The 26,368-nt window shown below is 62.7% G+C and carries 19 protein-coding genes; 12 read left to right on the forward strand and 7 right to left on the reverse strand.

The window, feature by feature from the left end; genetic code table 11:
- Positions 1-90: 90 nt before the first annotated feature.
- Together ABHM97_RS11965 and ABHM97_RS11970 are read right to left on the reverse strand one after the other, a co-directional pair.
- On the reverse strand, positions 91-792 hold the full coding sequence (locus ABHM97_RS11965; RefSeq protein ID WP_349470824.1) for a FadR/GntR family transcriptional regulator: 702 nt from the start codon (positions 790-792) through the stop codon (positions 91-93).
- Between the two features lie 77 nt (positions 793-869).
- Entirely contained in the window at positions 870-1,667 is a 798-nt protein-coding gene (locus tag ABHM97_RS11970) for an alpha/beta fold hydrolase (RefSeq protein ID WP_349470825.1), read from the reverse strand.
- A gap of 131 nt (positions 1,668-1,798) precedes the next feature.
- On the opposite strand from ABHM97_RS11970, the gene ABHM97_RS11975 reads away from it, so the two are divergent.
- From ABHM97_RS11975 to ABHM97_RS11995, 5 genes are all read left to right on the forward strand, one after another.
- Positions 1,799-3,280, forward strand: coding sequence for a four-carbon acid sugar kinase family protein (locus tag ABHM97_RS11975; RefSeq protein WP_349470826.1), 1,482 nt, complete (start codon positions 1,799-1,801; stop codon positions 3,278-3,280).
- A 28-nt stretch (positions 3,281-3,308) separates the two neighbouring features.
- Complete coding sequence (locus tag ABHM97_RS11980) at positions 3,309-4,211, forward strand: NAD(P)-dependent oxidoreductase (protein ID WP_349470828.1); 903 nt, start codon at positions 3,309-3,311, stop codon at positions 4,209-4,211.
- 99 nt (positions 4,212-4,310) lie between these two features.
- Complete coding sequence (locus ABHM97_RS11985) at positions 4,311-5,777, forward strand: GntP family transporter (RefSeq protein ID WP_349470829.1); 1,467 nt, start codon at positions 4,311-4,313, stop codon at positions 5,775-5,777.
- Positions 5,777-6,652 (forward strand): class II fructose-bisphosphate aldolase, encoded by an 876-nt coding sequence (locus ABHM97_RS11990; RefSeq protein ID WP_349470830.1) that lies wholly within the window; start codon positions 5,777-5,779, stop codon positions 6,650-6,652. Before ABHM97_RS11985 ends, ABHM97_RS11990 begins: the two co-directional genes overlap by 1 nt.
- Positions 6,653-6,691: 39 nt before the next feature.
- Entirely contained in the window at positions 6,692-7,084 is a 393-nt protein-coding gene (locus tag ABHM97_RS11995; protein ID WP_349470831.1) for a DUF1304 domain-containing protein, read from the forward strand.
- Between the two features lie 72 nt (positions 7,085-7,156).
- Here the strand turns inward: ABHM97_RS11995 and ABHM97_RS12000 are convergent, their stop codons facing one another.
- Both ABHM97_RS12000 and ABHM97_RS12005 read right to left on the reverse strand, forming a co-directional pair.
- Entirely contained in the window at positions 7,157-7,576 is a 420-nt protein-coding gene (locus ABHM97_RS12000) for a VOC family protein (protein ID WP_349470832.1), read from the reverse strand.
- A gap of 2 nt (positions 7,577-7,578) precedes the next feature.
- Positions 7,579-8,628 carry an Lrp/AsnC family transcriptional regulator gene (locus ABHM97_RS12005; protein WP_349470833.1) on the reverse strand — a complete coding sequence of 350 codons (1,050 nt, stop codon included), beginning with the start codon at positions 8,626-8,628 and terminating at the stop codon, positions 7,579-7,581.
- Between the two features lie 112 nt (positions 8,629-8,740).
- Between ABHM97_RS12005 and ABHM97_RS12010 the strand changes: the two genes are divergently transcribed.
- From ABHM97_RS12010 to ABHM97_RS12025, 4 genes are all read left to right on the forward strand, one after another.
- A complete protein-coding gene (locus ABHM97_RS12010) occupies positions 8,741-10,156 on the forward strand; it encodes an MFS transporter (protein WP_349470834.1) in 1,416 nt (471 codons plus the stop codon).
- Positions 10,153-11,361, forward strand: coding sequence for an amidohydrolase (locus ABHM97_RS12015; protein ID WP_349470835.1), 1,209 nt, complete (start codon positions 10,153-10,155; stop codon positions 11,359-11,361). Before ABHM97_RS12010 ends, ABHM97_RS12015 begins: the two co-directional genes overlap by 4 nt.
- An 83-nt stretch (positions 11,362-11,444) precedes the next feature.
- Positions 11,445-12,806, forward strand: coding sequence for an acyltransferase family protein (locus ABHM97_RS12020; protein ID WP_349470836.1), 1,362 nt, complete (start codon positions 11,445-11,447; stop codon positions 12,804-12,806).
- The gene (locus ABHM97_RS12025) at positions 12,803-13,159 is read left to right on the forward strand and encodes a GNAT family N-acetyltransferase (RefSeq protein ID WP_235520283.1); all 357 of its coding nucleotides are present in this window, start codon (positions 12,803-12,805) and stop codon (positions 13,157-13,159) included. The genes ABHM97_RS12020 and ABHM97_RS12025 overlap by 4 nt, the downstream gene beginning before the upstream one ends.
- 4 nt (positions 13,160-13,163) lie before the next feature.
- On the opposite strand, the gene ABHM97_RS12030 is transcribed toward ABHM97_RS12025, so the two are convergent.
- Together ABHM97_RS12030 and ABHM97_RS12035 are read right to left on the reverse strand one after the other, a co-directional pair.
- Positions 13,164-13,754: a hypothetical protein gene (locus ABHM97_RS12030; RefSeq protein WP_349470838.1), complete on the reverse strand. Its 591-nt coding sequence runs from the start codon at positions 13,752-13,754 to the stop codon at positions 13,164-13,166.
- A gap of 64 nt (positions 13,755-13,818) precedes the next feature.
- Positions 13,819-14,370 carry a hypothetical protein gene (locus ABHM97_RS12035; RefSeq protein WP_349470840.1) on the reverse strand — a complete coding sequence of 184 codons (552 nt, stop codon included), beginning with the start codon at positions 14,368-14,370 and terminating at the stop codon, positions 13,819-13,821.
- A 181-nt stretch (positions 14,371-14,551) separates the two neighbouring features.
- Here ABHM97_RS12035 and ABHM97_RS12040 point away from each other — a divergent pair, with 181 nt between their 5' ends.
- From ABHM97_RS12040 to ABHM97_RS12050, 3 genes are all read left to right on the forward strand, one after another.
- Positions 14,552-16,189 carry a sigma-70 family RNA polymerase sigma factor gene (locus tag ABHM97_RS12040; protein ID WP_349470841.1) on the forward strand — a complete coding sequence of 546 codons (1,638 nt, stop codon included), beginning with the start codon at positions 14,552-14,554 and terminating at the stop codon, positions 16,187-16,189.
- A 253-nt stretch (positions 16,190-16,442) separates the two neighbouring features.
- Positions 16,443-25,235, forward strand: a complete 8,793-nt coding sequence (locus tag ABHM97_RS12045) for a CLIPPER-2 domain-containing protein (RefSeq protein WP_349470843.1) — start codon at positions 16,443-16,445, stop codon at positions 25,233-25,235.
- Between the two features lie 90 nt (positions 25,236-25,325).
- Positions 25,326-25,754: a hypothetical protein gene (locus tag ABHM97_RS12050; protein WP_257370247.1), complete on the forward strand. Its 429-nt coding sequence runs from the start codon at positions 25,326-25,328 to the stop codon at positions 25,752-25,754.
- A 39-nt stretch (positions 25,755-25,793) separates the two neighbouring features.
- Here ABHM97_RS12050 and ABHM97_RS12055 read toward each other — a convergent pair whose 3' ends face one another.
- Positions 25,794-26,198, reverse strand: a complete 405-nt coding sequence (locus ABHM97_RS12055) for a hypothetical protein (protein ID WP_349470845.1) — start codon at positions 26,196-26,198, stop codon at positions 25,794-25,796.
- Positions 26,199-26,368: the final 170 nt, after the last annotated feature.

Genomic DNA, 26,368 nt, shown 5'->3' on the forward strand with positions numbered 1-26,368 from the left:
GATTCTGCCCTAAAAATAAAGGATTCTGCGACTTCGCACCTATGCAGGATTTAAACCCGATCCGTCCAACAATTAAGCCGACCCCGAATGCTACGCCTCCAGTACGTACGTCTTCAGGTCGTCCAGGGTCTGCTGCATGTGGGCGTCCATGGCGAGCCGGGCTTCATGCGGATCTCGGGAGGACAGGGCGGCCGCGATCTTCCGGTGGTGCCCAATTGCGTGTTCCTGGATTTCCGGGAAGGCCGAGGTCTCGGTGCGTCGGGCTTCAAGGACACGGTGCAGGGGTTCGAACAGGACGGCCACAAACACGTTGCCGGAAGCATGGAGGATCACGTCATGGAAGGCGAGGTCGGCTTCCACGAAACCCGCCACATCATTGACTTCGTGCGCGGATTGCATCTTTTCCACATGCTCTTTGAGCGCCGCGAGTTCATCGTCGGATATGCGTTCGGCGGCCAGCTCGCATGCGCCGGTTTCGAGCATCCGGCGCAGCTCGATCAGCTGGATTGCGGCAGCAGCGTCCTTGGTTCCTTCGGAGGCTGCGCGGAGGACAGCTTCGAGTGAGGCCCACTGATTCAAGGGATTCACGAACGTGCCACGGCCTCGCTCCACGCTGAGGATCCGCTGCGCTTCGAGGGTTTTCATGGCTTCACGCACGGTCATGCGGCTCACCTCATGCTTGGCGCTGAGTTCCAGCTCGCCCGGGACCACCGTTCCGGGCGGGAATTCGCCCGCCACAATGCGGTCCAGCAACTCATCAGCTACGACGCCGACCAGCGACTTGCGTGCCATGTTTCCCCGTTTCCTGTCCTTCGCTCCGCCCGGCTCCCTGTGGGTTTTCCCGCGGGACCGGATGGATGTCAGACATCTTACGCTGGCGGGTGCCAGCTCGTATTCCAAAACTCCTGTAACGCTTGGGCGCACTCATCCGGCCGTTCCCAGTGCACGGTGTGACCCGCATCGGCAACGGGCTTCAGCTGCCGGTTGCGGCCTGCGGCCACGAACTCACGCATCTGGTCGATGGAACGCACCCGGTCCCCGGTTCCGGCGATGACCAGCAAGGGCGCCTGGACGCGCCCGGGTACTGACGGTTCGACGCCGGACATCGCCGCCATCGCGCTGGCGTACAGCACCGGGAAGGGTACGTCGAAGCCTTTGCTGAGCGTTGCCATCTCTTGGTCGGTCAGTGGCCCGTACCAGGCGTTCATGAGCTTCGCCTTAGTGGCCGCATCGAAGAATCCTTGCTCCAATTGGGACACCAGGAGGTTCTTGAAACCCTCGTTTGGCGGCGCTGGCACCATGCCCACCAAGGTCACGGTTGCCACCAGTTCTGGCCTGTTGGCCGCAACCGTCAGGGCGACGCTTCCGCCCATGGAGTGCCCCACCAGATGCACTGGCTTGCCGCCGCGTTCCTCGATGGCCGCCGCAACGGATTCCCCAGCCGAGTCCAGTGTCCAATCGAAGCCGGACAAATCCTCACCCGGGTGGTACCCGGGGAGATCCAGAATCCAAGCCGACCGGCCGCCGTCGAGCAGTTTCGCCGCCAGCGGTTCCCAGTACAACGACCCGGACGCCCAGCCGTGGATCAGTACTGTCGGCACGTGATCGCCAGCGTCGGCAGGCGTGCGAACGTCCACGAAGGGGAGCGGAACCGCGCTGTCAGCCATGGCCCCAGCCTAGTGACGCATGGCATCTTGCGCCGGGAAGAGCTGTGTGTCACACTGGCATTCAAATGTTAGATGTCTGACATCTTACATTCACCAAACAGCAACAGAGATTTCCCACGATGGAGTGCACAGTGACTTTTGAAGCCGACGTTCTGGCCGCTTTCCCGGCGGAAGTCCAGATCCCTGCCCAGCTGGTTGCGGACGCAGTTTCCGCGTCTGCTGCTGCCGCACCGAAGGTCCTGGTGGTCCTTGACGACGACCCCACCGGCACACAGTCCGTTTCAGACCTCGCGGTCCTCACCCGCTGGGATGTGGAGGACTTCTCGTGGGCCTTCACCCACATCAGTGAAAACAACACCAAGCCCGCGGTCTACGTCCTCACCAACACCCGCAGCCTGGATCCCGCCGAAGCCGCAGCCCGTAACGAAGAGATCGTGCGCAACGCATTGGCCGCGGCCGGATCGGCCGGTGTGAAGCTCGGCTTCGTTAGCCGCAGCGACTCCACCCTCCGCGGCCACTACCCGTTGGAGCCCGACGTCATCGCCGCCACCGTGGCCGTTGAAACCGGTGAAGCAACCGACGGTGTTGTGATCGTTCCGGCCTTCCCCGACGCCGGCCGGGTCACCATCGGCGGTGTGCACTACATGCGCGGCGATGCCGGATCGCTCACCCCGGTGGCGGAGACGGAATTCGCCAAGGACGCAAGCTTCGGCTTCGCCAACTCGGAGATGGCCAAGTATGTGGAGGAGAAGTCGCAGGGCCGCTTCGCTGCGGAAAGCGTGATCGTCCTGGACCTGAACATCATCCGCGCCGGTGCCTCCGCCCAGGACCCCGCCATTTCCGCCAAGGCCATTGCCGACGCCTTGGAGTCTGCCACCAACTCCACCCCGATCGTGGCCGACATCGTCACCGAGAACGACTTCCGTGCCTTGGCCTTGGGCCTGGAAGAAGCAGAACGACGCGGCAAGAAGCTCCTCTACCGCGTTGGTCCGCCGTTCGTCCGTGGCCGGATTGGCCAGGAGATCCGCACGGCCCTCACCGCCGAGGAAGCCTACGCCGGCAACACTCCCTCTACTGCAGGCGGCTTGATCGTTGTGGGCTCCCATGTGGGCGTCACCACCCGCCAACTGAACAACCTCACCGCAGAGCACAGCTCGGCGCGGACCATCGAAATCGATGTAGAGCGGCTGCTCGGTGCGGAGGCCGATGCCTACATCGGAACCGTCGTGTCCGACGTCGTCAGCGCTCTTCGCGAAGGCGACGTGATCGTCCACACCAGCCGCCTCCTCATCAAGACTGACGATCCCGCATCGAGCCTGAAGATCGCCCGCACCGTCTCGGCCGCCGTCGTGGCCGTGGTGAACCGCACGCTCAAAACGTTCCCGCCTCGATTCGTTATTGCCAAGGGCGGCATCACGTCCTCAGACGTCGCGGCGCACGGCCTGGAAATCCGCCACGCAATCGTCAGAGGGCCCATGCTGCCGGGCATCGTCTCGCTCTGGGAGCCGGTGGATGGTCCCGCGAAGGGCATCCCGTACATCGTCTTTGCCGGCAACGTCGGCGACGACCAATCCCTGACCCAGGTCACCCGCAAGCTCAGCGCCACCTTCTAAAAGCATCCGAAATTCAATGGAGAACACCATGACCAGCAGCAACTACACCGTCACCGTCCTGGGCCTTGGCGCCATGGGCCTGCCCATGGCAACCCGGCTCGCATCCGAGCTGACCGTTCACGGCTTCGACATCGCTGAGCCCCGCCTTGAACTCGCAGCGGCAGCCGGAATCAAGACCTTCGCCTCGGCCCGTGAAGCTTCCCAGGACGCCGACGCGTTGTTGTTGGCGGTCCGTAACGGCGAACAGCTCAACGATGTCCTCTTTGGCGAGAACGGCGTTGCCTCGGTACTGAAGCCGGGCGCCGTCGTGATCCTTGGCAGCACTGTTGGCACGGAAGCCATCCCGGCCACCGTTGCCAAGCTCGCCGAATACGGCGTGGCCCTGGTGGATGCTCCGCTGTCCGGCGGCCCGAAGCGTGCCGGTGAAGGCGACCTGCTGATCGTCGTCGGCGCAGAGCCCGAAGCGCTCGAGAAGGCCCGCCCGGCCCTGGAACTCCTGGCTTCCACCCTGAGCATCGTGGGCGACAAGCCCGGCGACGGACAGGCACTCAAGACCGTCAACCAGCTCCTCTGCGGCGTGCACATCGCCGCCGCGGCTGAAGCCATGGCCCTTGCCGACGCACTGGGACTGGACCAGGCAAAGACCCTCGCCGCCCTTGAAGCCGGCGCTGCCGGTTCCTTCATGCTCTCCAACCGCGGCCCACGAATCCTTGAGGCCTACACGGAGGATGGCGCCGAGGTCCTCAGCCGCCTGGACATCTTCGTCAAGGACATGGGCATCGTGGGCAAGGCAACACGCGCCGCCGGCCTTGCCGCACCCGTAGCCGCCGCCGCTGAACAGCTCTACCTGCTCGGCCAGGCCCAGGGCCTCGCTGCCGCCGACGACTCCGCCGTCATCAAGGTTGTCGCGCCCACCAAGCGCACCGCCTAACCACCCCAGATAACCCGCGACGACGGCGGTCCCCCCTCCGCCGTCGTCGCACCTCCAATCGGCCTTCTTAGGGCCGGTATGTCAAAGGAGACACCCCCAATGAACCCCCTCGTTAACTCCCTGATGGTTCGGGCGGCCGATGCCCCCGCCATCAAACCTGCTGTGGAGCTGGGAACGCCCCTCCTGCTGACCATCGCGGCAGCAGGCATCGCACTGCTCTTGGTGCTGATCATCCGCTTCAAGATCCAGGCCTTCGTCGCCCTCCTTGCGGTGAGCATCCTGGTAGCTGTTGCCGCGCAGATTCCGTTGAAGGACATCTTCACCGTGGTCACCAACGGTGTGGGCAGCACCATGGGCAAGGTCGCCTTGCTGATTGCCTTGGGCGCCATCCTTGGCCGGATGATCGAAGTTTCCGGCGGCGTGCAGTCGCTGGCGACCCACTTCACTGAGAAGCTCGGGGCCAAGCGCGTTGCGGTGGCGTTGACCGCCGTCGGCTTCCTGGTTGCCATCCCGGTCTTCTTCGAAGTGGGCGTGATCGTCCTGGTGCCCATTGTTTACGCCTTCGCGAAGATCGCCAAGGTCCACCCCGTCAAGTTCGGCCTCCCGATGGCCGGCATCATGCTCTCCATTCACGTGGCAGTCCCGCCGCACCCGGGCATCGTTGCGGGCGCGGGTGTCTTCGGAGCCGACATCGGCCTCATCACCATGATTTCCTTGATCATCTGCGTGCCGCTCGGTTTCCTGTCCTACTGGGTTGCCAGCATCATGAACCGCAAGGACTACGAGCTCCTTCCCGGCGTCAAAGCCCAGGTTGAAGAATTCGGCTCCGATTCACTGGTCCGCGTCGGCCACGACGGCCCCGGCGCCCGCGCCATCGCTCCGCCGCGCCCCGGACTGATCATGTTCCTGATCGCCGCCCCGATTGTGCAGATCCTCCTCGGTACCGTTGGCACCCTCACCATCGCCAAGGACAACTACTGGTACGGGGTGGCCTCGTTCATCGGCAACCCGTTCTTTGCGCTCCTCGTGGCCGTGGCCCTTTCCTTCTTCCTGCTGGCTGTTCGCCGCAACTGGTCGCTCAAGGAAACCGGTGAGATCTTCGAAGGCGCGCTGCCTCCCATCGCCTCCATCCTCATGGTGGTTGCAGCCGGTGGCGTGTTCGGTGAAGTCCTCCGCACCTCGGGTATCGGTGCCGCGCTGTCCCATACGCTGGACAGCCTTGGCCTGCCGGTGATTGTGCTCGGCTTCATCATCTCCCTGGCGCTTCGCGCCGCCCAGGGTTCGGCAACCGTAGCTATTGTGACCACCACCGGCCTGCTCACGTCCGCCGTCATGGAAGGCGGCTACACGCCCGCCCAGATCGCAGTGATCGTGATCGCCATCGGCTTCGGCGCACTGGGCCTGTCACACGTGACCGACGCAGGCTTCTGGACAGTCATCCGCTACTACGGCCTCACAGTGTCCGACGGCCTGAAGACCTGGACCGTCCTCACCACCATCCTTGGCTTGGCCGGCTTTGTCCTCACCTACGTGGCCTGGATCCTGGTGGGAGGCCTGGGCCACTGATGCGCGCTTCCCTGGACTCAATGGTCGCCTCTGCACTGGCCTCCCGCTCCGCAGTTCCGGCCTTCACCTGCTACGACTTCACGACCGCCCTGGCTGTGGTTTCGGCTGCCGAGGAAGCGCGGCTGGGCGTCATCCTGCTGGTTGCGCCCAAGACGGCTTCCACTCCCAACGGACTCCGCCTGATCAAAGCCTTCCGCGGCCTGGCTGACTCGGCGAGTGTTCCCGTGTCCGTCCAGCTGGACCACGCTTCGGATCTCAAGGTCATCCGCGATTCCGTGACCGCCGGTGCGGACGCCGTCCTGGCCGATGGTTCGTCGTTGCCGTTCGAGGACAACATTGCCCTGGTCCGCAAAGTCCGTGCCGCGCTGGACGCTTCCGGACGCACCGACGTCGTGATCGAAGCGGAACTGGGCGGGCTGGCCGGCGATGAGGACAGGGCATTTGGCGCTTCATCCGAAGCGCACGACGCCGGTACTTCCGTTGCGGGATTGACTGACCCGGCGCAGGTGGCGGACTTCGTTGAGCGCACCGGCGCCCAGTTGCTGGCCATCGCGGTGGGAAATGTGCACGGCAAGTACAAGGGCGAACCGAACATCCGTTGGGATGTGCCGCAAAGCGTTGCCGCACAGACCGACGTCCCACTGGTGCTCCACGGCGCTTCGGGCATCCCGGCGGACGAGCTCGCGAAAGCTCCCTCGCTGCGGGTCGGCAAGGTGAACTTCAACACTGAACTACGCACCGGCATCCTGTCTACGCTTGAGGCGGAAACCGCGGCATACCGGGCAGATGGCGAGAATCTCCAGGGTTTGTTGGCGCGTTGGAACGGCACTGCAGGCGCATTCGCGGGCGCCACGCTGGAGCTGCTGAGCGCCTGACGGCCCGGTCCCAACAACACGGGAGGCTAGGATCAGACCATGATTCTGGCCTCCCTGATTTTCGCCCTGATTGCGGCTTTGCTTCACCTATTTATCTTCACCATGGAGTCCATCACCTGGACCAAGCCATCCACGTGGAAACGCTTCAGTCTCACCTCCCAGGCCGACGCCGAGACCACCAAGCCGCTCGCCTACAACCAGGGCTTCTACAACCTGTTCCTGGCCATCGGCGCCTTGATCGGCATCGTCGCTGTCTGGGCCGGGGCTCCGCAGGTGGGTTGGACCCTGGTGTTCAGCAGCTGCGGGTCGATGCTCCTGGCGGCGCTGGTCCTCGCGGCCAGCGGGAAAAAGTACCTCCGCGCAGCCACCACCCAAGGCATTACGCCGCTGCTCGCCGTCGTCCTGGGCATTTTGGCCGTGACGCTGGGCTAGAAAACGTGGGTGGCCCGCTGTTCCGTTGTTGGGCAACGACGGAACAGCGGTGCCGCGACGTGCGTGTTGAAATTAGTGCTCCGGGGGACCGGCCTGGGCTGCGGCGTCATCCATCCATAGCACCTCCCAGTGGTGGCCATCGAGGTCGCGGAAGGCCCTGCTGTACATGAATCCGAGATCCTGGGCGTCATAAGTCTCTGATCCGCCGGCCTCGAGGGCCTTGTTCGCCAAAGCATCCACCTCTTCGCGGCTCTCGGCGGAAATGGCGACAATGGCCGCCGTCGAATTCTTGGTGTCCGCGATGGGCTGCTTGGTGAACTCGCTGAACTTGGCGTGCGTCAGGAGCATGGCGTAAATGGTGTCGCTGAAGACAACGCAGGCAGCAGTGTCATCTGTGAAGTTGGGGTTGATGGAATAGCCAAGTGCTGTGTAGAAGGACTTGGAAGCCTCGAGGTCGCTGACAGGCAAATTCACGAAAATAGAGGTAGTCATGGCTATGATCCTGCCGGTGTTTCGGTAGGCCGTCCAGACCCTTCTCTCCAGAGCGGCAAGGGCACAACCCTGAGGCTTCGCCCGGATTCATCGAGGACATGGCCAAGGCGCTTGTATGTTCGGACCACCGCTTGCCGGGAGATCACCGTGCTGCCCGGTGCCCGCTCGGCCAATTCGCGCTCAAATGCCTGTGCCTCCAGGTAGTCACGGACCCACAACGTGACCACCAGGTTGTGCGAACCGAGGACCTGGGCGCTGAGCCTGCAGTTCGTTTGTGCAGCGAAGTAGCGGCCAATGTCTTCCACGTACTGTGCCGGAACATTGAGCATGAGCGTCACTTCCCGCAGGCCCCGGTTCGCTGCAGTGGACGCATCGCACCTCAGCGTGATGTAGCCGGACGCGAGGAAGCGTTCCACGCGGCGTCGGGCAGTTTGCGGCGAGACACTGCAGGCTTCTCCCAGTTCAGCCCATGAGGCACGTCCGTCGTTGGCCAGTTCCTCAAGCAACGAGGCGTCCAGTTGATCCGGCGAGTAACTTGCCGGTGCTGTCTTGGCTTCAGCTGAGACCAGCCGCGCGCGTGCGGGTTCAAGTGTTCCGCTGCGCCATTCCGAGGCCTGCCGGTAAAGCTTGGTGACGAAGACGACCTCCCGGTGGGTGAGGCCAGGCAGCGCAGGAAAGGCTCCGGTCACGATGTCCATGAGTTCCTCGTGGCTCGACGCAAAGCAATCCATGAACACATCATGGGAGCCGGTGACCATGGAAACGGTGCCGAACGCCGGCACCTCACACAGCCTCTGTATCAGGGCTTCGCTTTCGCCGGGCAGTGACGAGAGCTGGATGAAAGCGGACCAACCGGCACTGAGGTAGCGCTGTCCCGGAGACGGCGTGATCCATGCCAGTCCTTGTTCGGCCAGCGCGTTCCAACGCCTCGCCACAGTAGGGCCGGACAGGCCCAGGGCATCCGCAATCCGGCTCCATTCCGCCCGCGGATTGATCTGGAGAGCATTCACGATTTCGAGATCCAGCTCGGAAACTATGGCCGATTCGTTCAATATGCACTTCCTGGTGTGGGATTCAAGCAATTTGAACGTCAGCATAACTGACAGCCATAGCGTTGTGACTCGCATCACCACCGGCGAATCCGCCCAGGACTCTAGGAAGCTCATGGCAAGCAAGACAGCACCACCGGCAGCGGCCACTACGCGCAAAACCATCGCAGGCATGATCCTGGCGATGGCTCTCATTGAATCGCTCAGCGGTGTCACCCAGGGGTATCTGAACCCCATCCTGCCCGCACTGGGACCGGTCTTCGAGATTGACGATCCCACCATCAACGGCATCTTCCTCATCTCAAATGTGAGCTTCGCCGTCCTCACGCCCATCATTTCAAGGCTCGGCGACAGCTACGGCTACCGACTCATACTCCGCTGGTCCACAGGTGTAGTGACGGTCGGTGTTTTGCAGATGGCACTGTGGCCGACGCTGTGGACGGTGACTATAGGTGTGGTGATGTTGACCTGCGTGGTGGGCTTCATCCCGCTCATGATGGGTATCCTTCGAGTCACCAGCCCCGCCCACACACGCACCGGCGTCAGTGTCATGATCGGCATGCTCATGATCATGGTGGGAGCCGGCGGCCTGCTGGCCGGAATCGTTGGGGTCACGGACCCAACACTCGGATTCTGGGTGGCGGTGCCATTCGCGGTCATCGCCTTTGTTTGCTCGTTCCTGCTGCCCGACGCCGGGGTCCCGACCCGGGAGGGAATGGCCCTTGCGCCGTTGTTGGCTTGCGCAATGGGGCTGATCGGCTTCGTTGTAGCGCTCTCCATGGCGCCTGAATGGGGTTGGCTGGACGCCCGCACCCTTGGGGCTGGCTTGTTGGGGCTTATCCTGCTGGCTTTCTGGGTCAAGCGAGACTACGGCAGTGCCGCCGGTCGGCGGTTCATGGACCTCCGAATGCTGGCCACGCCGCGGATCCGCGCCATTTCCGTGGCAACGTTCTTCTTCGGCTTCGCTTCTATCAGCTACTTCGGCACCAACGGCATCTTCCTGCACTCCAACCCGGATAAGACAGGGTACGGGTTCACTCTCAGCCCGCTGATGATCGCGATTGTCCTTGCCCTGGCATCCGTACTTTCCTTGATCGCGTCCCTCTTGACGGCACGGGCACTCCGGAAATTCGGTGAGCGGGCCACATTGGTCTTTGCCGGCGTTCTGCTGGCTGGCGGGTTCCTGGTCATGATGTTCGCGCACGACTCGTTCGCTGGATACTGCGTCGGCTTTGCCATGTTCAACCTCAGCCTGGGGATGTACCAGGCGGGCACCCGCTCGCTGTCCGTGGAAGGAGTGCCCTTGGAAGAAACGTCAACGGCCGCCGGACTCAACGAGTTGGCGTTGTCAGTCGGCATCGCAGTGGGGGCAGCAGTGGTCAAGCTGTTGTCGTCCGCCTCTGTGGCCAACGGACGGATCACCGAAACCGGTTTGTTGACCATCTGGGGAGCCCTCGCCGTCGCGGCACTGATCGCCGCAGCGGCCAGTGCCCGGTACCCGAAGCGACAGGCCGCCGAGGTGAGGGCATGACCGCCAGGCTGGACAGCGAAACTGCACGGTCCGCCGTCGTACCCGTCTCCCTGGCCGACGTCCAGGCTGTATTGGAGCGCGAAGTCCAGCGATGGAAACCGGACATTCTGGACCTTAGCCACGCCATCCACGCCGACCCGGAACTGGGTGGCCAGGAATTCCGTGCGGTCAAAAGGGTCAAGCGGGTGCTCCGAAAGGCCGGCTTCACCTTCGACGAACAACAGCCGGAACAGCCCACCGCGTTCAGCGCGCGCTTAGGATGCGGTCAACTGGTGGTAACACTCTGCGTTGAATACGATGCGTTGCCCGATATTGGGCACGCCTGTGGTCACAACGTCAACGCGGCCAGCGCGGTGGGCGCAGCGTTGGCTCTGGCCGCTGTGGCCAAAGAGCTGGACATCACCGTCAAGGTCCTGGGAACTCCGGCGGAAGAGACCACCGGGGGAAAGGTTGACCTGATCGAGGCCGGCTTCCTCGACGACGTCTCACTGGCCATGATGGTCCACGCCGGTGCAGCGGATGTGGTGGGTGGCTCGTCATTGGCCATGTCCATGTGGGACGTTGTCTTCAAGGGACGATCCTCGCATGCCGCTGCGGCGCCGTCGGAGGGAATCAACGCGTTGGACGCCCTGGTGGTGGCCCAGCTGGCCATCGCCTTGTCCAGGCAGCAGCTTCCCGTGGGCTCGATCGTCTCGCTGATCGTCACCGAGGGTGGCAGCGCGGTCAACGTCATTCCGGAGCGCACCCGCGCAAGCGTGGAAATGCGGGCCCCCGGCATCGATCAGTTGCGCCTCATCCAGGACAAGGTCCGGCGCTGCCTCGAAGCCGGTGCGCACGCGAGCGGCTGCACCCTGCAACTGAGCTCCCAAGGCAACGATTACGCAGAACTGCAGCAGGATCCCTTCCTGTCCGGGGCATACCAGGAAGCAATGAAGGCCAGGGGAAGGGACGTAGTGTTCAACACCGCCCCTGTGGCTTCCACAGACATGGGCAACGTCTCCCAGAGGGTGCCATCCATTCACCCCATAGTGGGCTACGACGTCCGGGGCGCTGTGCACCACACGGCCGAGTTCGCAGCATTCGGCGCCTCTGCGGGCGCCGACAAGGCGGTCCTTGATGGATCGTTCGGCATGGCCGCTGCGGCGTGCGCTGCGGCCATCGACGCGGAGCAGCGGAAGCGCCTGCTGCACCAGACACCCGGGTAAGGCTCAAGCGGCACGCCTGCTGGCCCCCTGTCCTAAGCGGGCGGACAATGGAGGCAGCGCGCGGTGCGCTCGTAGGGAGAGCCATGGAGAGGGCCAGGCAAACACACCCTGCCACCGGCCTGGATGAGGCGGTGCGGCGGGATCCGACGATCGACCTTGTCCGTTTCACCTGCCTGCTCCTGGTGGTTGCCGCGCACTGCATGATGGTCAGTCCCGTCCTGCACAAAGACGGCACGGTTGAGACGCACAACGTCCTCATGGACCAAAGCTGGTCCACGCCCGTGCTCTGGGTCCTCATGATTGTTCCGTTGTTCTTTGTGATGGGCGGGGTGACCGGGCTTCAGTCGTGGCGGAGGCTCGCGGCCCGCGGCGGAACGGGGTTCGACTTCGCACAACTCCGGCTCCTGCGCCTGGTGCGCCCCGCCATGGCCTTGCTTGCACTGATGTGGGGCGGTCTGTGGGTGGCGTTGCTCATGGGGGTACATCCCCAGGTCATTCAACTCATGACCGCTGGTGCCGCGATGCCTCTGTGGTTCCTTGCGGCATTCCTGACCGCGCAACTGAGCATTCCGCTGATGGCCCGGTTGCATCAAAAGTCGCCGTTCGTTGTTTTCGGTGTCCTGGTGGCAGCGATTATCACTGTGGATTCCCTCCGCGGAGCAATTCCCGTGCTCGCGTTCACCAACATGATTTTCGTTTGGTGCGCCGTCCAGCAATTGGGTTTCCTGATGGCCGACGGCTTCTTTGAGCGACGCAGCCGCACGTGGCTCGTGGGCGCAGTCGTGACCAGCAACCTCCTGCTGGGTCTCGTCACCGGCGTGGCTGTTTATCCGGGAAACATGGTGGTGAACATCAACCCACCCAACCTCTGTTTGCTTCTCTTGGGCATCTCCCAAACAGCAACGCTCCAGCTGCTCCAGCCGGCCGTGCGGTGGGTTGCCAGTGCCCGATGGGTCCGGACGGTAATGGCACTCGCCGGCCGCAGGTCCATGACCATCTACTTGTGGCATCTTCCGCTGCTGGTGGGATTCTCGGGCCTGCTGTTGCTGACGGAGCTGCCGATACCCGACGCCAGCACTTCGGACTGGTGGTGGGCGCGGATTCCCGTCTTCGCCGCGGTAGTCACCTTGCTTGTCCCGGTCGTGTGGCTTTTCGGCCGGCTTGAGGAACGTCCGACGGCGGCCAGCCACGCGCGCGGTCCCTCGCGCGTGGCTGTGGTGACGGCCGCCGTCGTGGTTTTCGTGCCGGTCGCTGATGCCGCTTTCAACGGCCTGACGCTTGCCCTCCTGGGTGGGGGAGCGGCCTGTTTCGCGCTCTCTGTCCTGCTGCTCGGCAGGGTTCCGACGCCGCAGCAGACCGATCCGGAAGCAAACGTTACGGAAAGGAGTGAGGCCCAGGCGCCCACGTTGCCAGCGCCTGATTTAAGTGCCAATCTCGAACCATGACCGAGTACACGGATTCACTGGCAGAGTCGTTCCGCGCCGGCGTCACTACGGTGCGCAACGACAAATTTCACCGCTATGAGCTTCACGTAGACGGCGAGTTGGCGGTGATCTCCCAGTTCCTCGACCGGCCCGGCCACATCGATTTTATTCACACGGAAACCAAGCCCGGCTTCAATGGCCAAGGCTTGGCCAAGGTGCTGGCCCACTTTGCCTTGGACGACGTAGTGGCGTCCGGCAAACGCATCATTCCGCACTGCCCCTATATCGCGGCCTACCTGAAGAAACACGAAGGTTACGAACAGGATGTCGATTGGCCTGCAGAGCCGCCCACCGGCGAACCCGACAACGAGTAGCGGGTTAGCCGGCCGCCCTGATGTAACTGAGCTTCACACGGGCACAGCATTGGTCGGTGACTTCGGCGTTGCTTCCGTTGCTCGTGGCCCTGACGGAAAGGCGGCTCACAAGTTCCCCTCCGCTGCGGGCCTCACGCTCGGAGACTTTGTGGCTGAACGAGATGGAGCTCATGCCGCCCGCGGGGAGGTCGCCCATGTCGAAAGGTGACGTGATGGCGGCGAAGATGACGGCGCCCACCTCAGTTGTGGCCTCGAGGGGGCGTGCCGGAAGCAGGCTGGTATCCAGCAGCGTCTCTACGTCATCGTTAAGGATGTTCGCGGTGAAAGTTACCACTTGGCCCGCGCACGCCTCCAGGACATCCGGCGTGTAGACCAAGGTCAGACTTGGGAGGGTGTCGGGAGTTGCAGCCTGCGGCGGCGGGGCGTCGGCGCTGGCGGCAAAGTCAGACGCCAGGTTCCCGAGCCGTGACAGCCAAAGCGAAACAGTGGCAATCGGAAGCCCCAGTAGCTCGGCCATTTCCTCAGGACAATACCCATCACCCAGGGCCACCATGAATTGGTCATAGATGGTCCGGCGTGCAATCGTCTCCGGCACGCGGAATTCCCCCTGCTTACTGCTTTTTGAATGCCTCCTGCCCTAGCCACGGTATAGCTCGGAGCTAGGCCCCGGCAAGGTGGGCCTGGGGTTGGTATCCGGAGGTCCGGGCGGGGGCTTGGTATCCTGTGGGCCTAAAAGGCCAGTCCTTTCGCGTCCCGCTGAGGGAGACGATGGCATCGTGCTCATCGAGCACTGCGAGGCCGCGGCACGTACCGCGCACCTGCATGGCACTGATGATGCTGCCGCCGTGAACGTGATCGGATTCCGTCACCAAATAGGAAAAACTGCGCATGACTGACTGGCCCGGGGCCAGGAGTCCGATGCGAAGGTCCCGTTTCACCGGCTCCGACGTGTATTCCAGCATCTCCATCCCCTCATTTGTGAAGGACCTTGGCACCAGTGTGATATCCCGGACGTGACTTGTGGAGTCGTTGGTGATCCAAGCCGTAAAGATGACGGTATCGCCGGGTATGGCCACTGGCCGGTCCGCTCCGTAGACGAGGGCGACATGCCCCGCGTTCTTCTTCCGGGCCAACGGCCCTGAACGATTGTTGGGCAAAGACCGGACAATCTCGTTCTGTTGTTCGAGCAGGTTCTTGTGGGTGGCACGCATTAATTTCAGGAAAGGGCGTGGGCGCCTGACGACCATGGATCCTCGCTTGGCTTCTGGGGACGGGAAGTTCTCGCCTAACAAGTAATGCGAGGGCCCGGATCGTGATGCGAAAAACCAAGTTCTCTACAGGGCCGCGGTCGCGGATTCAAGTCACACAGCTTGTGATGGCACACTATTGTTTATGGATCAAGTATTAGCGGGTGGGGCCGGAGGGGCGTCCCTGACTTCCGCAGAGGCCTCAGGCAGTGATCCCCAGATCATCTCGTTGGTGCGGCAAGGCGTCACGGAGGCCTTCGATGTGCTCTATCAACGGCACCTGAAAGTTGCCCAGTACGTTGCCCGTGCACAGACTGATAACCCAAGTGACGCCGATGACGTTGTTGCCGAGTCATTCGCCGCCATCTTCCAGCTGTTGAAGGAAGGCAAGGGCCCAAAGGAGTTCTTCCGTTCGTACCTTTTGACCGTGGTGCGGCGCACTGCCCACGACAGGAATCGCAAGGCCCGCCGGATGCCAACCGCGGCGGATGACGCCATTCTCGATTCTCCGGTGCTGGATGATGACCCCGTCATCGGCGCTCTCGAGTCCACCATCATGGCCAAGGCGTTCAAATCGCTGCCTGAGCGCTGGCAGGCCGTGCTGTGGCACTTGGATATCGAGGGGTTGAAACCCTCGCAGGCCGCGCCCTTCGTCGGGCTCACGCCAAATGGCGTTTCGTCCTTGGCTATCCGGGCCAGGGAGGGCCTTCGGCAGGCCTACTTGCAGCACCACATCAGCCAGACAGTTGACCGGGCCTGTGATGAGTACGCCAGCCAGCTGGGTAAGTATGCCCGGAATGCGCTGAAGCGCACTTCGCAGGAAAAGGTCGCGGCCCACCTGGATAGTTGTGCCAAGTGCACCGCCCTGCTGATTGAACTCAACGATGTCCAAGGCGGCATGCGTGCCATCCTGTTCCCGCTGTTCACTGGGCTGGCCTTCACACCTGGTGCCATTGCCGCTATCGGAGCCGGAGCAATGTCCGGGACTGCATCTTCGGGCGCCGGCAGCACCGCAGTGCCGGGCAATGCTTCCACGGCGGGACTCCGTGGGATCAGCAATGCATGGCAGCTGACGGCGTCGATTGTCTTGGGAGCAGTCGCGCTGGCCGGACTCCTTGTCTGGTTGTTGCAGATGAATACCGGTTCACAATCGACAGTTGAAAACCAGGCAGTTGCCACTGTTCCTCCAGTACAGGAGTCGGCAGCTCCGCTTGAGTCGGCAAGGCCGTCTGTTGAGCCCAGCGCCGCAGCGGAGGACCCAGAACCGGTTCCCGAATCGGACCTGCCTGTGGCAGCAGCGCCGGAACCACCCGCCGTCGTGGTTCCCTCGGCGGCGACACCCTCGCGGGGTGCCGTTGTGGTGGGCTCCGGTACGGTGTTTTCGACGACGGCGCCTGCAGCATCCGCTCCGGCGGCGTCTCCGAGCCAAACGGTTGATGCGACGTTCAGTGCCGTTGTTGGTTCCACCCCAGCAGACAGGGAGCTTCGGGTGGCCTTCTCCCTCCAAGGCGACGGAACTCCGACGTCGGCCGAGGCTGTCTTTGCGTTGCCGGATCAGTCGACGTTCGTGGCCGGCAGTACATTGGGTCCGGCGGGATGGACATGCGCCGCCACCGATACCACGATGCGTCGGATTCGATGCACCACTGACTCCCTTGACCGCGGGAATCTCGCGTTCAAGCTGGGTGTATCCATGCCTGCGACGGCCAACAGTGGAACACTGAACTACCTTTTCGGCGGGCAGAATATCGTCACCAAGGCGTTTGCGAACCAGTACGGATAAGCGTCCCTGGCTGAGAATCTGACCGGTTCAAAAAACTTTCAAAAAATTCTCTTGTTTTTCGCGTCACGAACTGACGGCAACCTCCACTAGGCGTTTGGGTCACCGCGTATCGGGGTCCCCGCTGAACAGCCTGGGCTTTCAGCGACACGAATCGTCTGTTGCGCGTACTGGACTACTGGTGAGTAGCCAAACGGGACGTCGAAGCCCTCCTAGGGCCGGCGCCTCGTGTGACCGAAAGAAAACAAGAGAACCCATGAAACACACACGTCCACAGAAACTGCTGGCGGCTGTCGTCGCTGCAGCAGTGATGTCATTGGGGGTAGGTGGCGCTTTGGCCCCGCCCTCCTTGGCGACTGTCCCGGGGTCGCCGGGAATTACCCAACCAGGAACTCCGGTCTACACGGAGGACTTCTCCAACCAAGACGCCACCGGCGGCGCCATCAGCCTCCTCAATTACACGGGCGGGGCGAAGGCGGCCAATGAAACGTACACGGCTGATACCCCGTACACGCCAGCTGGCGGGCAGTGCGACGGGTGGATACTGAATTCATCCACCCCACTGCCCACGTCGGACGCTGGCTGTGTCAATAACCAGCCTGATGGCTGGGCACAGATTCGTGACATGGCCGTCAAACTGGGCCTTGCGCAGGGAATGACAGCAGCAGAGGCCGCCAAAAACCAGGTCCTGTCTGAGTACACCAACGCAAGCAACGGCAGGATCACGGCTGGAACAGAATTCCGCACGAAGTCCAACACGATCCCGGCCATTGCCGGCCACTACTACGCTGTTTCGGCCTACTTTGCGCAGGTCAACTGTCACGCCGCCCATGCCAAGGAGACATTCAGCCTCCTCGTCAACGGCACACCACTTGTCCTGGGTACCGGGCTGGATCCCTGTGGAACCAACACCACCAACGGTGGAGTCACCGAAATCACCAAACTGCAGTCCGGGGCCTACCAGGTCCCGCAAGGCACGACTCCTTCGCTGGGCCTGGAAGTGCGCAACGAAGCCACCAGTGGCTCGGGCAACGACGTCGCTTTCGACCTTCCCCAGATCGTGGACGTTACCCCGCAACTGGACAAGTCGTTCTCTCCCGCGCTCATTGGGCCCGGTGGAATCTCCACGTTGACGCTCACGGTCACAAACACCGATGACGTCAAGGCAAAGACCGACTGGTCCGTCACGGATACCCTTCCTGCCGGGCTGAAAATCGCAAACGCGCCGAACATTGGCGGCACTTGTGTCCAAGCCGCGGGAACCAACCCGTTTATTCGGACCGCCGTTGCAGGCAGTGACGTCCTCACGGTAACCGGTGGCGACCTGGCTGACGCCATGGCTTCGTGCACCATCACTGTGGACGTCACGGCTGCGGCCGAGGGCACCTACGTTAATGGTCCGGCCAACATCGTCACCAATCTGAACCCTCCGGCAGATGCCACCCTGGTGGTCAAGGCCCCGAGCCTGCAACTGAGCAAGGCGCTGGACGCCACCCGCCTGATGGATTCGGACCAGTTCACCACTGAAATCCGTACCGGATCCGCGACGGGACCTGTTGTCAGCAACACTGCCAATGCGACGACGTCGGGTACGGGATCCACTGTTGCTGCGGGTACGGGTGTTACCGGAAAATACGTCGCTGACGCAGGTGCAACGTACTACCTGACGGAGTCCGGAACCAACCTGTCCGGCTACAGCAAGGTGATCAGCTGTGTTGACGCCAACGGACTCCAGGCAGGCTTGCCCAACGGCGCCGTCGTAAATGGCGCTTACTCCCTGGTGCCGGTTGCTGGCGCCGACATCAGTTGTGTTCTCACTAATACGGCCGTACCGGCACCGGAACTGGCATTGACCAAGTCCGCTGACGCTTCGGCTATCAACTCACCGGCGGTTGTTGGTGACAAGATCACCTATACCTTCACATCGAAGAACACGGGCAACGTACCGCTGACGGGTGTCACCATCAACGACCCCCTGGCTGGACTGTCCCCGCTCGCCTACACGTGGCCGGGAACTCCTGGCACCTTGCTGCCGGGTGAAACCGTGACCGCAATGGCTACATATGCCATCACGCAGGCCGACATCGATGCCGGACACGTGGCCAACCTTGCCACCACCACGGGTAATCCTCCGACAGGTCCTCCTGTTACCCCGCCGCCTGCAGGTACCGATACCCCGCTGACCCCGGCTCCGGCCATGGAGTTCAGCAAGTCCGCTGACGCTTCGGCCATCCAGTCGCCGTCGGTTGTGGGTGACAAGATCACCTACACCTTTACCGCGAAGAACAGCGGCAATGTGTCCCTGAGCAACGTTTCCATCAACGACCCGTTGGCTGGCTTGTCTGCTTTGACGTACACCTGGCCTGGTGTCGCAGGAACCCTCCTGCCCGGACAGACCGTCACAGCTACCGCAACGTACGCCATCACGCAGGCCGACATCAATGCCGGCCATGTCGCCAACACGGCGACTACCACTGGTACTCCGCCCACGGGCCCCGCGGTAACCCCGCCCCCGGCTGGTACGGACACCCCGCTGACTCCGGCTCCGGCCATGGAGTTCAGCAAGACTGCTGACGCTTCGGCTATCCAGTCGCCGTCGGTTGTTGGTGACAAGATCACCTACACCTTCACCTCGAAGAACACCGGCAACGTTCCGCTGACCAACGTCTCCATCAACGATCCGTTGGCTGGGCTGTCGGCTCTGACCTACACCTGGCCCGGCACTCCCGGCGAGTTGCTTCCCGGCCAGACCGTAACGGCCACGGCAACGTACGCCATCACGCAGGCCGACATTACGGCCGGCCACGTCGCAAACTCTGCAACGACCACGGGCACGCCGCCCACTGGCCCTCCGGTGACTCCTCCTCCTGGAACCACCGATACGCCGCTGACGTCGACTCCGGCCATGCAGTTCAGCAAGTCCGCTGATGCTTCGGCTATCCAGGATCCGTCTGTTGTTGGCGACGTGATCACCTACACCTTCACCTCGAAGAACAGCGGCAATGTCCCGTTGACCAACGTGTCCATCAACGACCCCTTGGTTGGGCTTTCGCCGCTGGTTTACACCTGGCCCGGAACCCCGGGCGAGCTGCTTCCCGGCCAAACCGTGACCGCTACGGCAACGTACGCCATCACCCAGGCTGACATCGACGCCGGTCACGTCGCCAATGCGGCAACCACAACCGGCACACCGCCATCAGGACCGTCCGTAACGCCTCCTCCGGGAACCACGGATACCCCGTTGACCCCGGCTCCGGCCATGAAGTTCAGCAAGTCCGCTGACGCGTCCGCAATCCAGAACCCGTCTGTTGTGGGTGACAAGGTCACCTACACGTTCACGTCCACGAACACGGGCAACGTGAAGCTCACCGGCGTCGTCATTGATGACCCGCTGGCGGGTCTGTCGGCTTTGACCTACACCTGGCCGGGTGCTGCGGGCGAACTGCTTCCGGGCCAGTCGGTGACGGCTACGGCAACGTATGCCATCACACAGGCTGATATCGACGCCGGTCACGTAGCGAACGTTGCTACGACCACTGGTACTCCGCCCACCGGTCCCGCGGTAACCCCGCCCCCGGCTGGTACGGACACTCCGTTGACGGCCGGTCCGGCCATGGAGTTGACCAAGTCTGCTGATGCTTCGGCTATCCAGTCGCCGTCGGTTGTAGGTGACAAGATCACTTACACCTTCACCTCGAAGAACACGGGTAACGTGAAGCTCACCGGTGTGGTCATCAACGATCCCTTGGCGGGTCTGTCGGCATTGACCTACACCTGGCCAGGTGCTGCGGGCGAACTGCTTCCGGGCCAATCGGTGACGGCTACGGCAACGTACGCCATCACGCAGGCTGATATCGACGCCGGCCACGTCGCCAACACGGCGACTACCACTGGTACTCCGCCCACCGGTCCTGCGGTAACCCCGCCTCCGGCCGGCACGGACACTCCGTTGACTCCTGGCCCTGCCTTGACGTTCACCAAGTCCGCCGACGCTTCGGCAATCCAGGATCCTTCGCAGGTTGGTGACGTCATTACGTACACCTTCACCTCGAAGAACACGGGCAATGTGAAGCTCACCGGTGTGGTCATCAACGACCCGCTTCCGGGCCTCTCGGCATTGACCTACACCTGGCCGGGTGCTGCGGGCGAACTGCTTCCCGGCCAGACGGTGACGGCTACGGCAACATACGCGGTTACACAGGCTGATATCGACGCAGGTCACGTGGCCAACAGTGCTACGACAACCGGAACGCCTCCCACTGGCCCTCCGGTAACGCCTCCTCCGGGAACGACGGATACCCCGTTGATTCCGGCTCCGGCGATGAAGTTCACCAAGTCCGCTGATGCTTCGGCTATCCAGTCGCCGTCGGTTGTGGGTGACCAGATCACCTACACGTTTACGTCCAAGAACATAGGCAACGTCAAGCTCACCGGTGTGGTGATTGATGATCCACTGGCTGGCCTGTCTGCACTGACGTACAGCTGGCCCGGAACTCCAGGGGAGCTGCTGCCCGGCGAGACTGTGACGGCTACGGCAACTTACGCGATCACGCAGGCTGATATCGACGCCGGTCACGTCGCCAATGGCGCGACCACCACAGGCACTCCGCCGGTTGGTCCGCCTGTCACGCCTCCTCCGGGAACCACGGATACTCCGTTGACCCCGGCTCCGGCCATGGAGTTCAGCAAGACTGCTGACGCTTCAGCCATCCAGGATCCGTCTGTTGTGGGTGACCAGATCACCTACACGTTCACCTCGAAGAACACGGGCAATGTGAAGCTCACCGGTGTGGTCATCAATGACCCGCTTCCGGGCCTTTCGGCATTGACCTACAGCTGGCCGGGCACGCCCGGCGAGTTGCTTCCGGGCCAGACGGTCAGCGCTACGGCAACGTACGCGATCACGCAGGCTGACATCGATGCAGGCCACGTTGCCAACACCGCAACCACCATGGGAACCCCGCCAACGGGGCCCGCAGTGACGCCTCCTCCGGCTGGCACGGATACTCCGTTGACCCCGGCTCCGGCCATGGAGTTCAGTAAGACTGCCGACGCTTCTGCTGTCCAGAATCCTTCCAAGGTGGGTGACGTCATTACGTACACCTTTACCTCGAAGAACTCCGGCAACGTGAAGCTGACCAACGTTTCCATCACGGATCCGCTGGCTGGTCTTTCGGCTCTGACCTACAGCTGGCCGGGCACGCCCGGCGAGTTGCTGCCCGGTCAGACGGTGACGGCTACGGCGACGTACGCGATTACCCAGGCTGATATCGACGCAGGCCACGTTGCCAACGCGGCGACCACCACGGGAACCCCGCCCACGGGGCCCGCAATGACGCCTCCGCCGGGAACCACGGATACTCCGTTGACCCCGGCTCCGGCCATGGAGTTCAGCAAGACTGCCGATGCTTCGGCTGTCCAGGATCCTTCCAAGGTTGGTGACGTCATTACGTACACCTTTACTTCGAAGAACTCCGGCAACGTGAAGCTCACCAACGTTTCCATCACGGATCCGCTGGCTGGCCTCTCGGCACTGACCTACACCTGGCCCGGTACCCCGGGCGAGTTGCTGCCCGGTCAGACGGTGACGGCTACGGCGACGTACGCGATTACGCAGGCTGATATCGACGCCGGACATGTTGCGAACAGCGCCACTACCACCGGCACGCCTCCCACGGGGACGCCTGTCACGCCTCCTCCGGGAACCACGGATACCCCGTTGACCCCGGCTCCGGCCATGGCATTCACCAAGACAGCAGACGCTTCCGGTATTCAGAACCCGTCGGTTGTAGGCGATCGCATCGTCTACACCTTCACGGCCAAGAACACGGGAAACGTCACGCTGACTAACGTGTCGGTCACCGACCCGCTGGCTGGTCTCTCGGCTCTGACGTACACCTGGCCTGGAGCGGCAGGAACACTCCTGCCCGGTCAGACCGTGACGGCTAAGGCAACGTATGCCATCACGCAGGCCGATATTGAAGCCGGCCATGTTGCGAACAGCGCTACGACCACCGGTACTCCGCCGGTTGGACCGCCCGTGACGCCTCCGCCGGGAACGACGGATACTCCGCTGACCCCGGCTCCGGCGATGCAGTTCACCAAGAGCTCGGATGCCTCCGCCGTTCAGAACCCTGCAGTTGTTGGCGATACCATCACCTACAACTTCACGGCCAAGAACACGGGCAATGTGAAGCTCACCAACGTTTCCATCACGGATCCGCTGGCTGGTCTCTCGGCCCTGACGTACAGCTGGCCGGGTACTCCGGGCGAGTTGCAGCCAGGCCAAACGGTGACGGCTACGGCAACCTACGCGATTACCCAAGCTGACATCAACGCAGGCCACGTGGTTAACGCTGCGACCACTACAGGCACTCCGCCGGTTGGTCCGCCTGTCACGCCTCCTCCGGGAACCACGGACACCCCGTTGACCCCGGCTCCGGCGATGCAGTTCACCAAGACGGCGGATGCTTCAGCTATTCAGGACCCGTCCGTTGCAGGCGACAAAATCACCTACACGTTCACGGCCAAGAACTCCGGCAACGTAAAGCTCACCAACGTTTCCATCACGGATCCGCTGGCTGGTCTTTCGGCACTGGACTACACCTGGCCCGGCACTCCGGGCGAGCTGCAGCCAGGCCAGACGGTGACGGCCACGGCAACGTACGCGATCACGCAGGCTGATATCGACGCCGGTCACGTCGCCAATGCGGCGACCACCACAGGCACTCCGCCCACCGGTCCGCCGGTGACGCCTCCTCCGGGAACCACGGACACCCCGTTGACCCCGAAGCCGGCCATGGAGTTCAGCAAGACTGCTGATGCCTCAGCTGTCCAGGATCCTTCCAAGGTTGGCGACGTCATCTCGTATGCCTTCTCCGCGAAGAATACCGGCAACGTCATGCTGAAGGACGTCGCCATCACTGATCCGATGGCTGGCCTCTCGGCACTGACGTACACCTGGCCGGGCACTCCTGGTGAGCTTCTTCCCGGCCAGACCGTGACGGCTACGGCAACGTACGCGATCACGCAGGCTGATATCGACGCCGGTCACGTGGCGAACGCTGCGACCACTACAGGTACTCCGCCCACCGGTCCGCCGGTGACGCCTCCTCCGGGAACGACGGATACTCCGTTGACCCCGGCTCCGGCCATGGAGTTCACCAAGTCTGCCGATGCCTCGGCTGTCCAGGACCCGTCCGTTTCAGGTGACAAGATCACCTACAACTTCACGGCCAAGAACACCGGCAACGTCACGCTGAAGAACGTCTCCATCACTGATCCGCTGGCTGGCCTCTCGGCTTTGGCATACACCTGGCCCGGTACCCCGGGCGAGTTGCAGCCCGGTCAGACGGTGACGGCTACGGCAACGTATTCCATCACCCAGGCTGATATCGACGCCGGTCACGTGGCGAACGCTGCGACCACTACAGGTACTCCGCCCACCGGTCCGCCGGTGACGCCGCCTCCGGGAACGACGGATACCCCGTTGACCCCGGCTCCGGCCATGGAGTTCAGCAAGACTGCTGATGCCTCGGCTGTTCATGACCCGTCCGTTGCAGGCGACAAGATCATCTACAACTTCACGGCGAAGAATACGGGCAACGTCACGCTGAAGAACGTCTCCATCACGGATCCGATGTCGGGGTTGTCTGCCCTGGCGTACACCTGGCCGGGCACTCCTGGTGAGTTGCTTCCGGGCCAGTCGGTGACGGCGACGGCGACGTACAGCATCACGCTGGCTGATATCGACGCCGGCCACGTGGCGAACGCTGCCACCACTACAGGTACTCCGCCCACCGGTCCGCCGGTGACGCCGCCTCCGGGAACAACGGACACCCCGCTGACCCCGGCTCCGGCCATGGAGTTCACTAAGTCGGCGGACAGCTCGGCTGTTCAGAACCCGACTGTTGCAGGCGACAAGATCACCTACAACTTCACGGCGAAGAACACCGGCAACGTGTCCCTGACCAACGTATCCATCACGGATCCGCTGGCTGGCCTCTCGGCACTGACCTACACCTGGCCCGGCGTTGCCGGAACACTGCTTCCCGGAGAGACCGTGACGGCTACGGCAACGTATGCCATCACCCAGGCTGATATCGACGCTGGGCATGTCGCGAACAGCGCCACGACCACCGGTACTCCGCCGGTCGGACCCCCTGTGACGCCTCCTCCGGGCGAGACGGACACCCCGTTGACCCCGGCTCCGGCGATGACCTTCACGAAGACGGCAGACGCTTCGGCGGTTCAGTCGCCGTCAAAGGTTGGGGATCGGATCACCTACAACTTCACGGCCAAGAACACCGGCAACGTGAAGCTCACCAAGGTATCCATCACGGATCCGTTGGCTGGTCTCTCGGCTCTGACCTACACGTGGCCTGGTACTCCGGGCGAGTTGCTGCCCGGACAAACGGTGACGGCTACGGCGACGTATGCAATTACCCAGTCGGACATCAACGCTGGTCATGTTGCGAACAGCGCCACCACCACCGGTACGCCTCCGACGGGAACGCCCGTTACTCCTCCTCCGGGAGAGACGGACACACCGCTAACGCCAAACTCGGGCTTGGAGTTCTCCAAGACGGCCGACGCCTCAGGGGTGGGGGACCCCACACACGTTGGAGACGTGATCATCTACAAGTTCACGATCAAGAACACCGGGAATGTGCCGTTGACGGGTGTCGCTGTCAACGATCCCATGGTGGGCCTCTCGGCATTGACCTACGCCTGGCCAGGGGTGGCAGGAACACTGCTTCCCGGGGAGACGGTGACAGCTACGGCGACGTACGCGATCACCCAGGCCGACATCAACGCCGGTGAAGTTGCCAACACGGCAACCGCATCGGGTAGGCCCCCGGTGGGACCCCCTGTCGCCACACCACCTGCAAGTGTTGTTGTGACCTTCCCGCCGGTGGTTCCGAGCCAACCCGGAGGTTCGCTGGCCAGCACGGGAGTTGTCCTCACCGTGTTGCCCATCAGCCTGCTGGTTGTTGGCGCGGGGCTGTTCCTGTTCCTTGTTGGACGCCGCAGGCGTTCCGAGGCATAGGACAAAAAGTGCGCGGCAATCGGGGCCCCAACCCCGGTTGCCGCGCATTTCATGAACGAATAAAACCCAGAAGAACCAGGAAGCCAGACCATGAAGAAGACAGTCGCATGCATTGCGGGTTTGCTGGTTTCGGCGGCCGCACTCGCTGGTTGCTCGTCGTCCCCGAGCAACGAAGCGGGCACATCGCCGTCGTCAACCACAACCCAAGCCGCCACCACAGGTGAGGCAAAACCTGCCAACCCGGGTGTCGGGATTATCGAGGCCACCACAATGACGTCCTGCGATACCGCGCCAGGAAAGGTGACAGCCAAAGGGACGGTTACACCTCCAGAGGGCACCAAGGGCGCGGTGAAGATCACCGTTAGCTGGGTGGATCCGTCCACCTCGGCGGTTCTGGCGCGCGGCGAGCAGACCTTCAAGGACGCGCAGCCAGGCAAGGCCCTCGACTGGGTAACCAACAGCGAAGTGACCAAGCCTGCCACCGCGATCAAGTGTGTTTTGGGCGCCACAGTGGTGTAGTTGGCCCCATTTATTGGGGGGCGGCCGATCAGGTACTTGTTACCTGGTCGGCCGTTTCTTTTGCCACTGCGCCGCGTGCCAGAACAGGAGGGCGGCAGTGAGCAGGACCGCAGCCAGCAGCGCATACGGCGCGTTGGACAGCATCAGGAAGTTCAGTTGGGCGGACTCGGGCTCCTGGCTGGGTGTCGGGCTGATGATCGCTGAGGTGGCCGTGGTCAACGCCCACGCTCCGAACCACGCCAGGCCTACATTCAAAACCCACAGCGCAACGACGAATGGATTGATGGATGGGCGGGACCTCTCCGGGTCAACAGGCTCGGGTGCGTGCGGGCTGATCGCCGTGACGGCCTTGCCGTTCTCGTCAATCTCGCGGAAGCCGATGCGCTCGTGAACGTGGTCCTTCATGGGATCCCCCAGCCCGTGGCCGTCGATTGTTCTTTGCACTCTACCCCGTCTGATCGCACTCAGGGTGGTGATCCCTCCGCGCTTCCACGTCAACAAAATCGGCCAACATTGTGCACTTCGGGTGGTGCCAAACAAAGTCAATGACGTACCCGCACGGCAAAAAACCGCAAAAAACCGCTAGAAACCGCCTTCCAAGCGAAATAGATCAC

It is taken from the genome of Paenarthrobacter sp. CAP02 (genome assembly GCF_040137855.1).
Classification (GTDB): Bacteria; Actinomycetota; Actinomycetes; order Actinomycetales; family Micrococcaceae; genus Arthrobacter.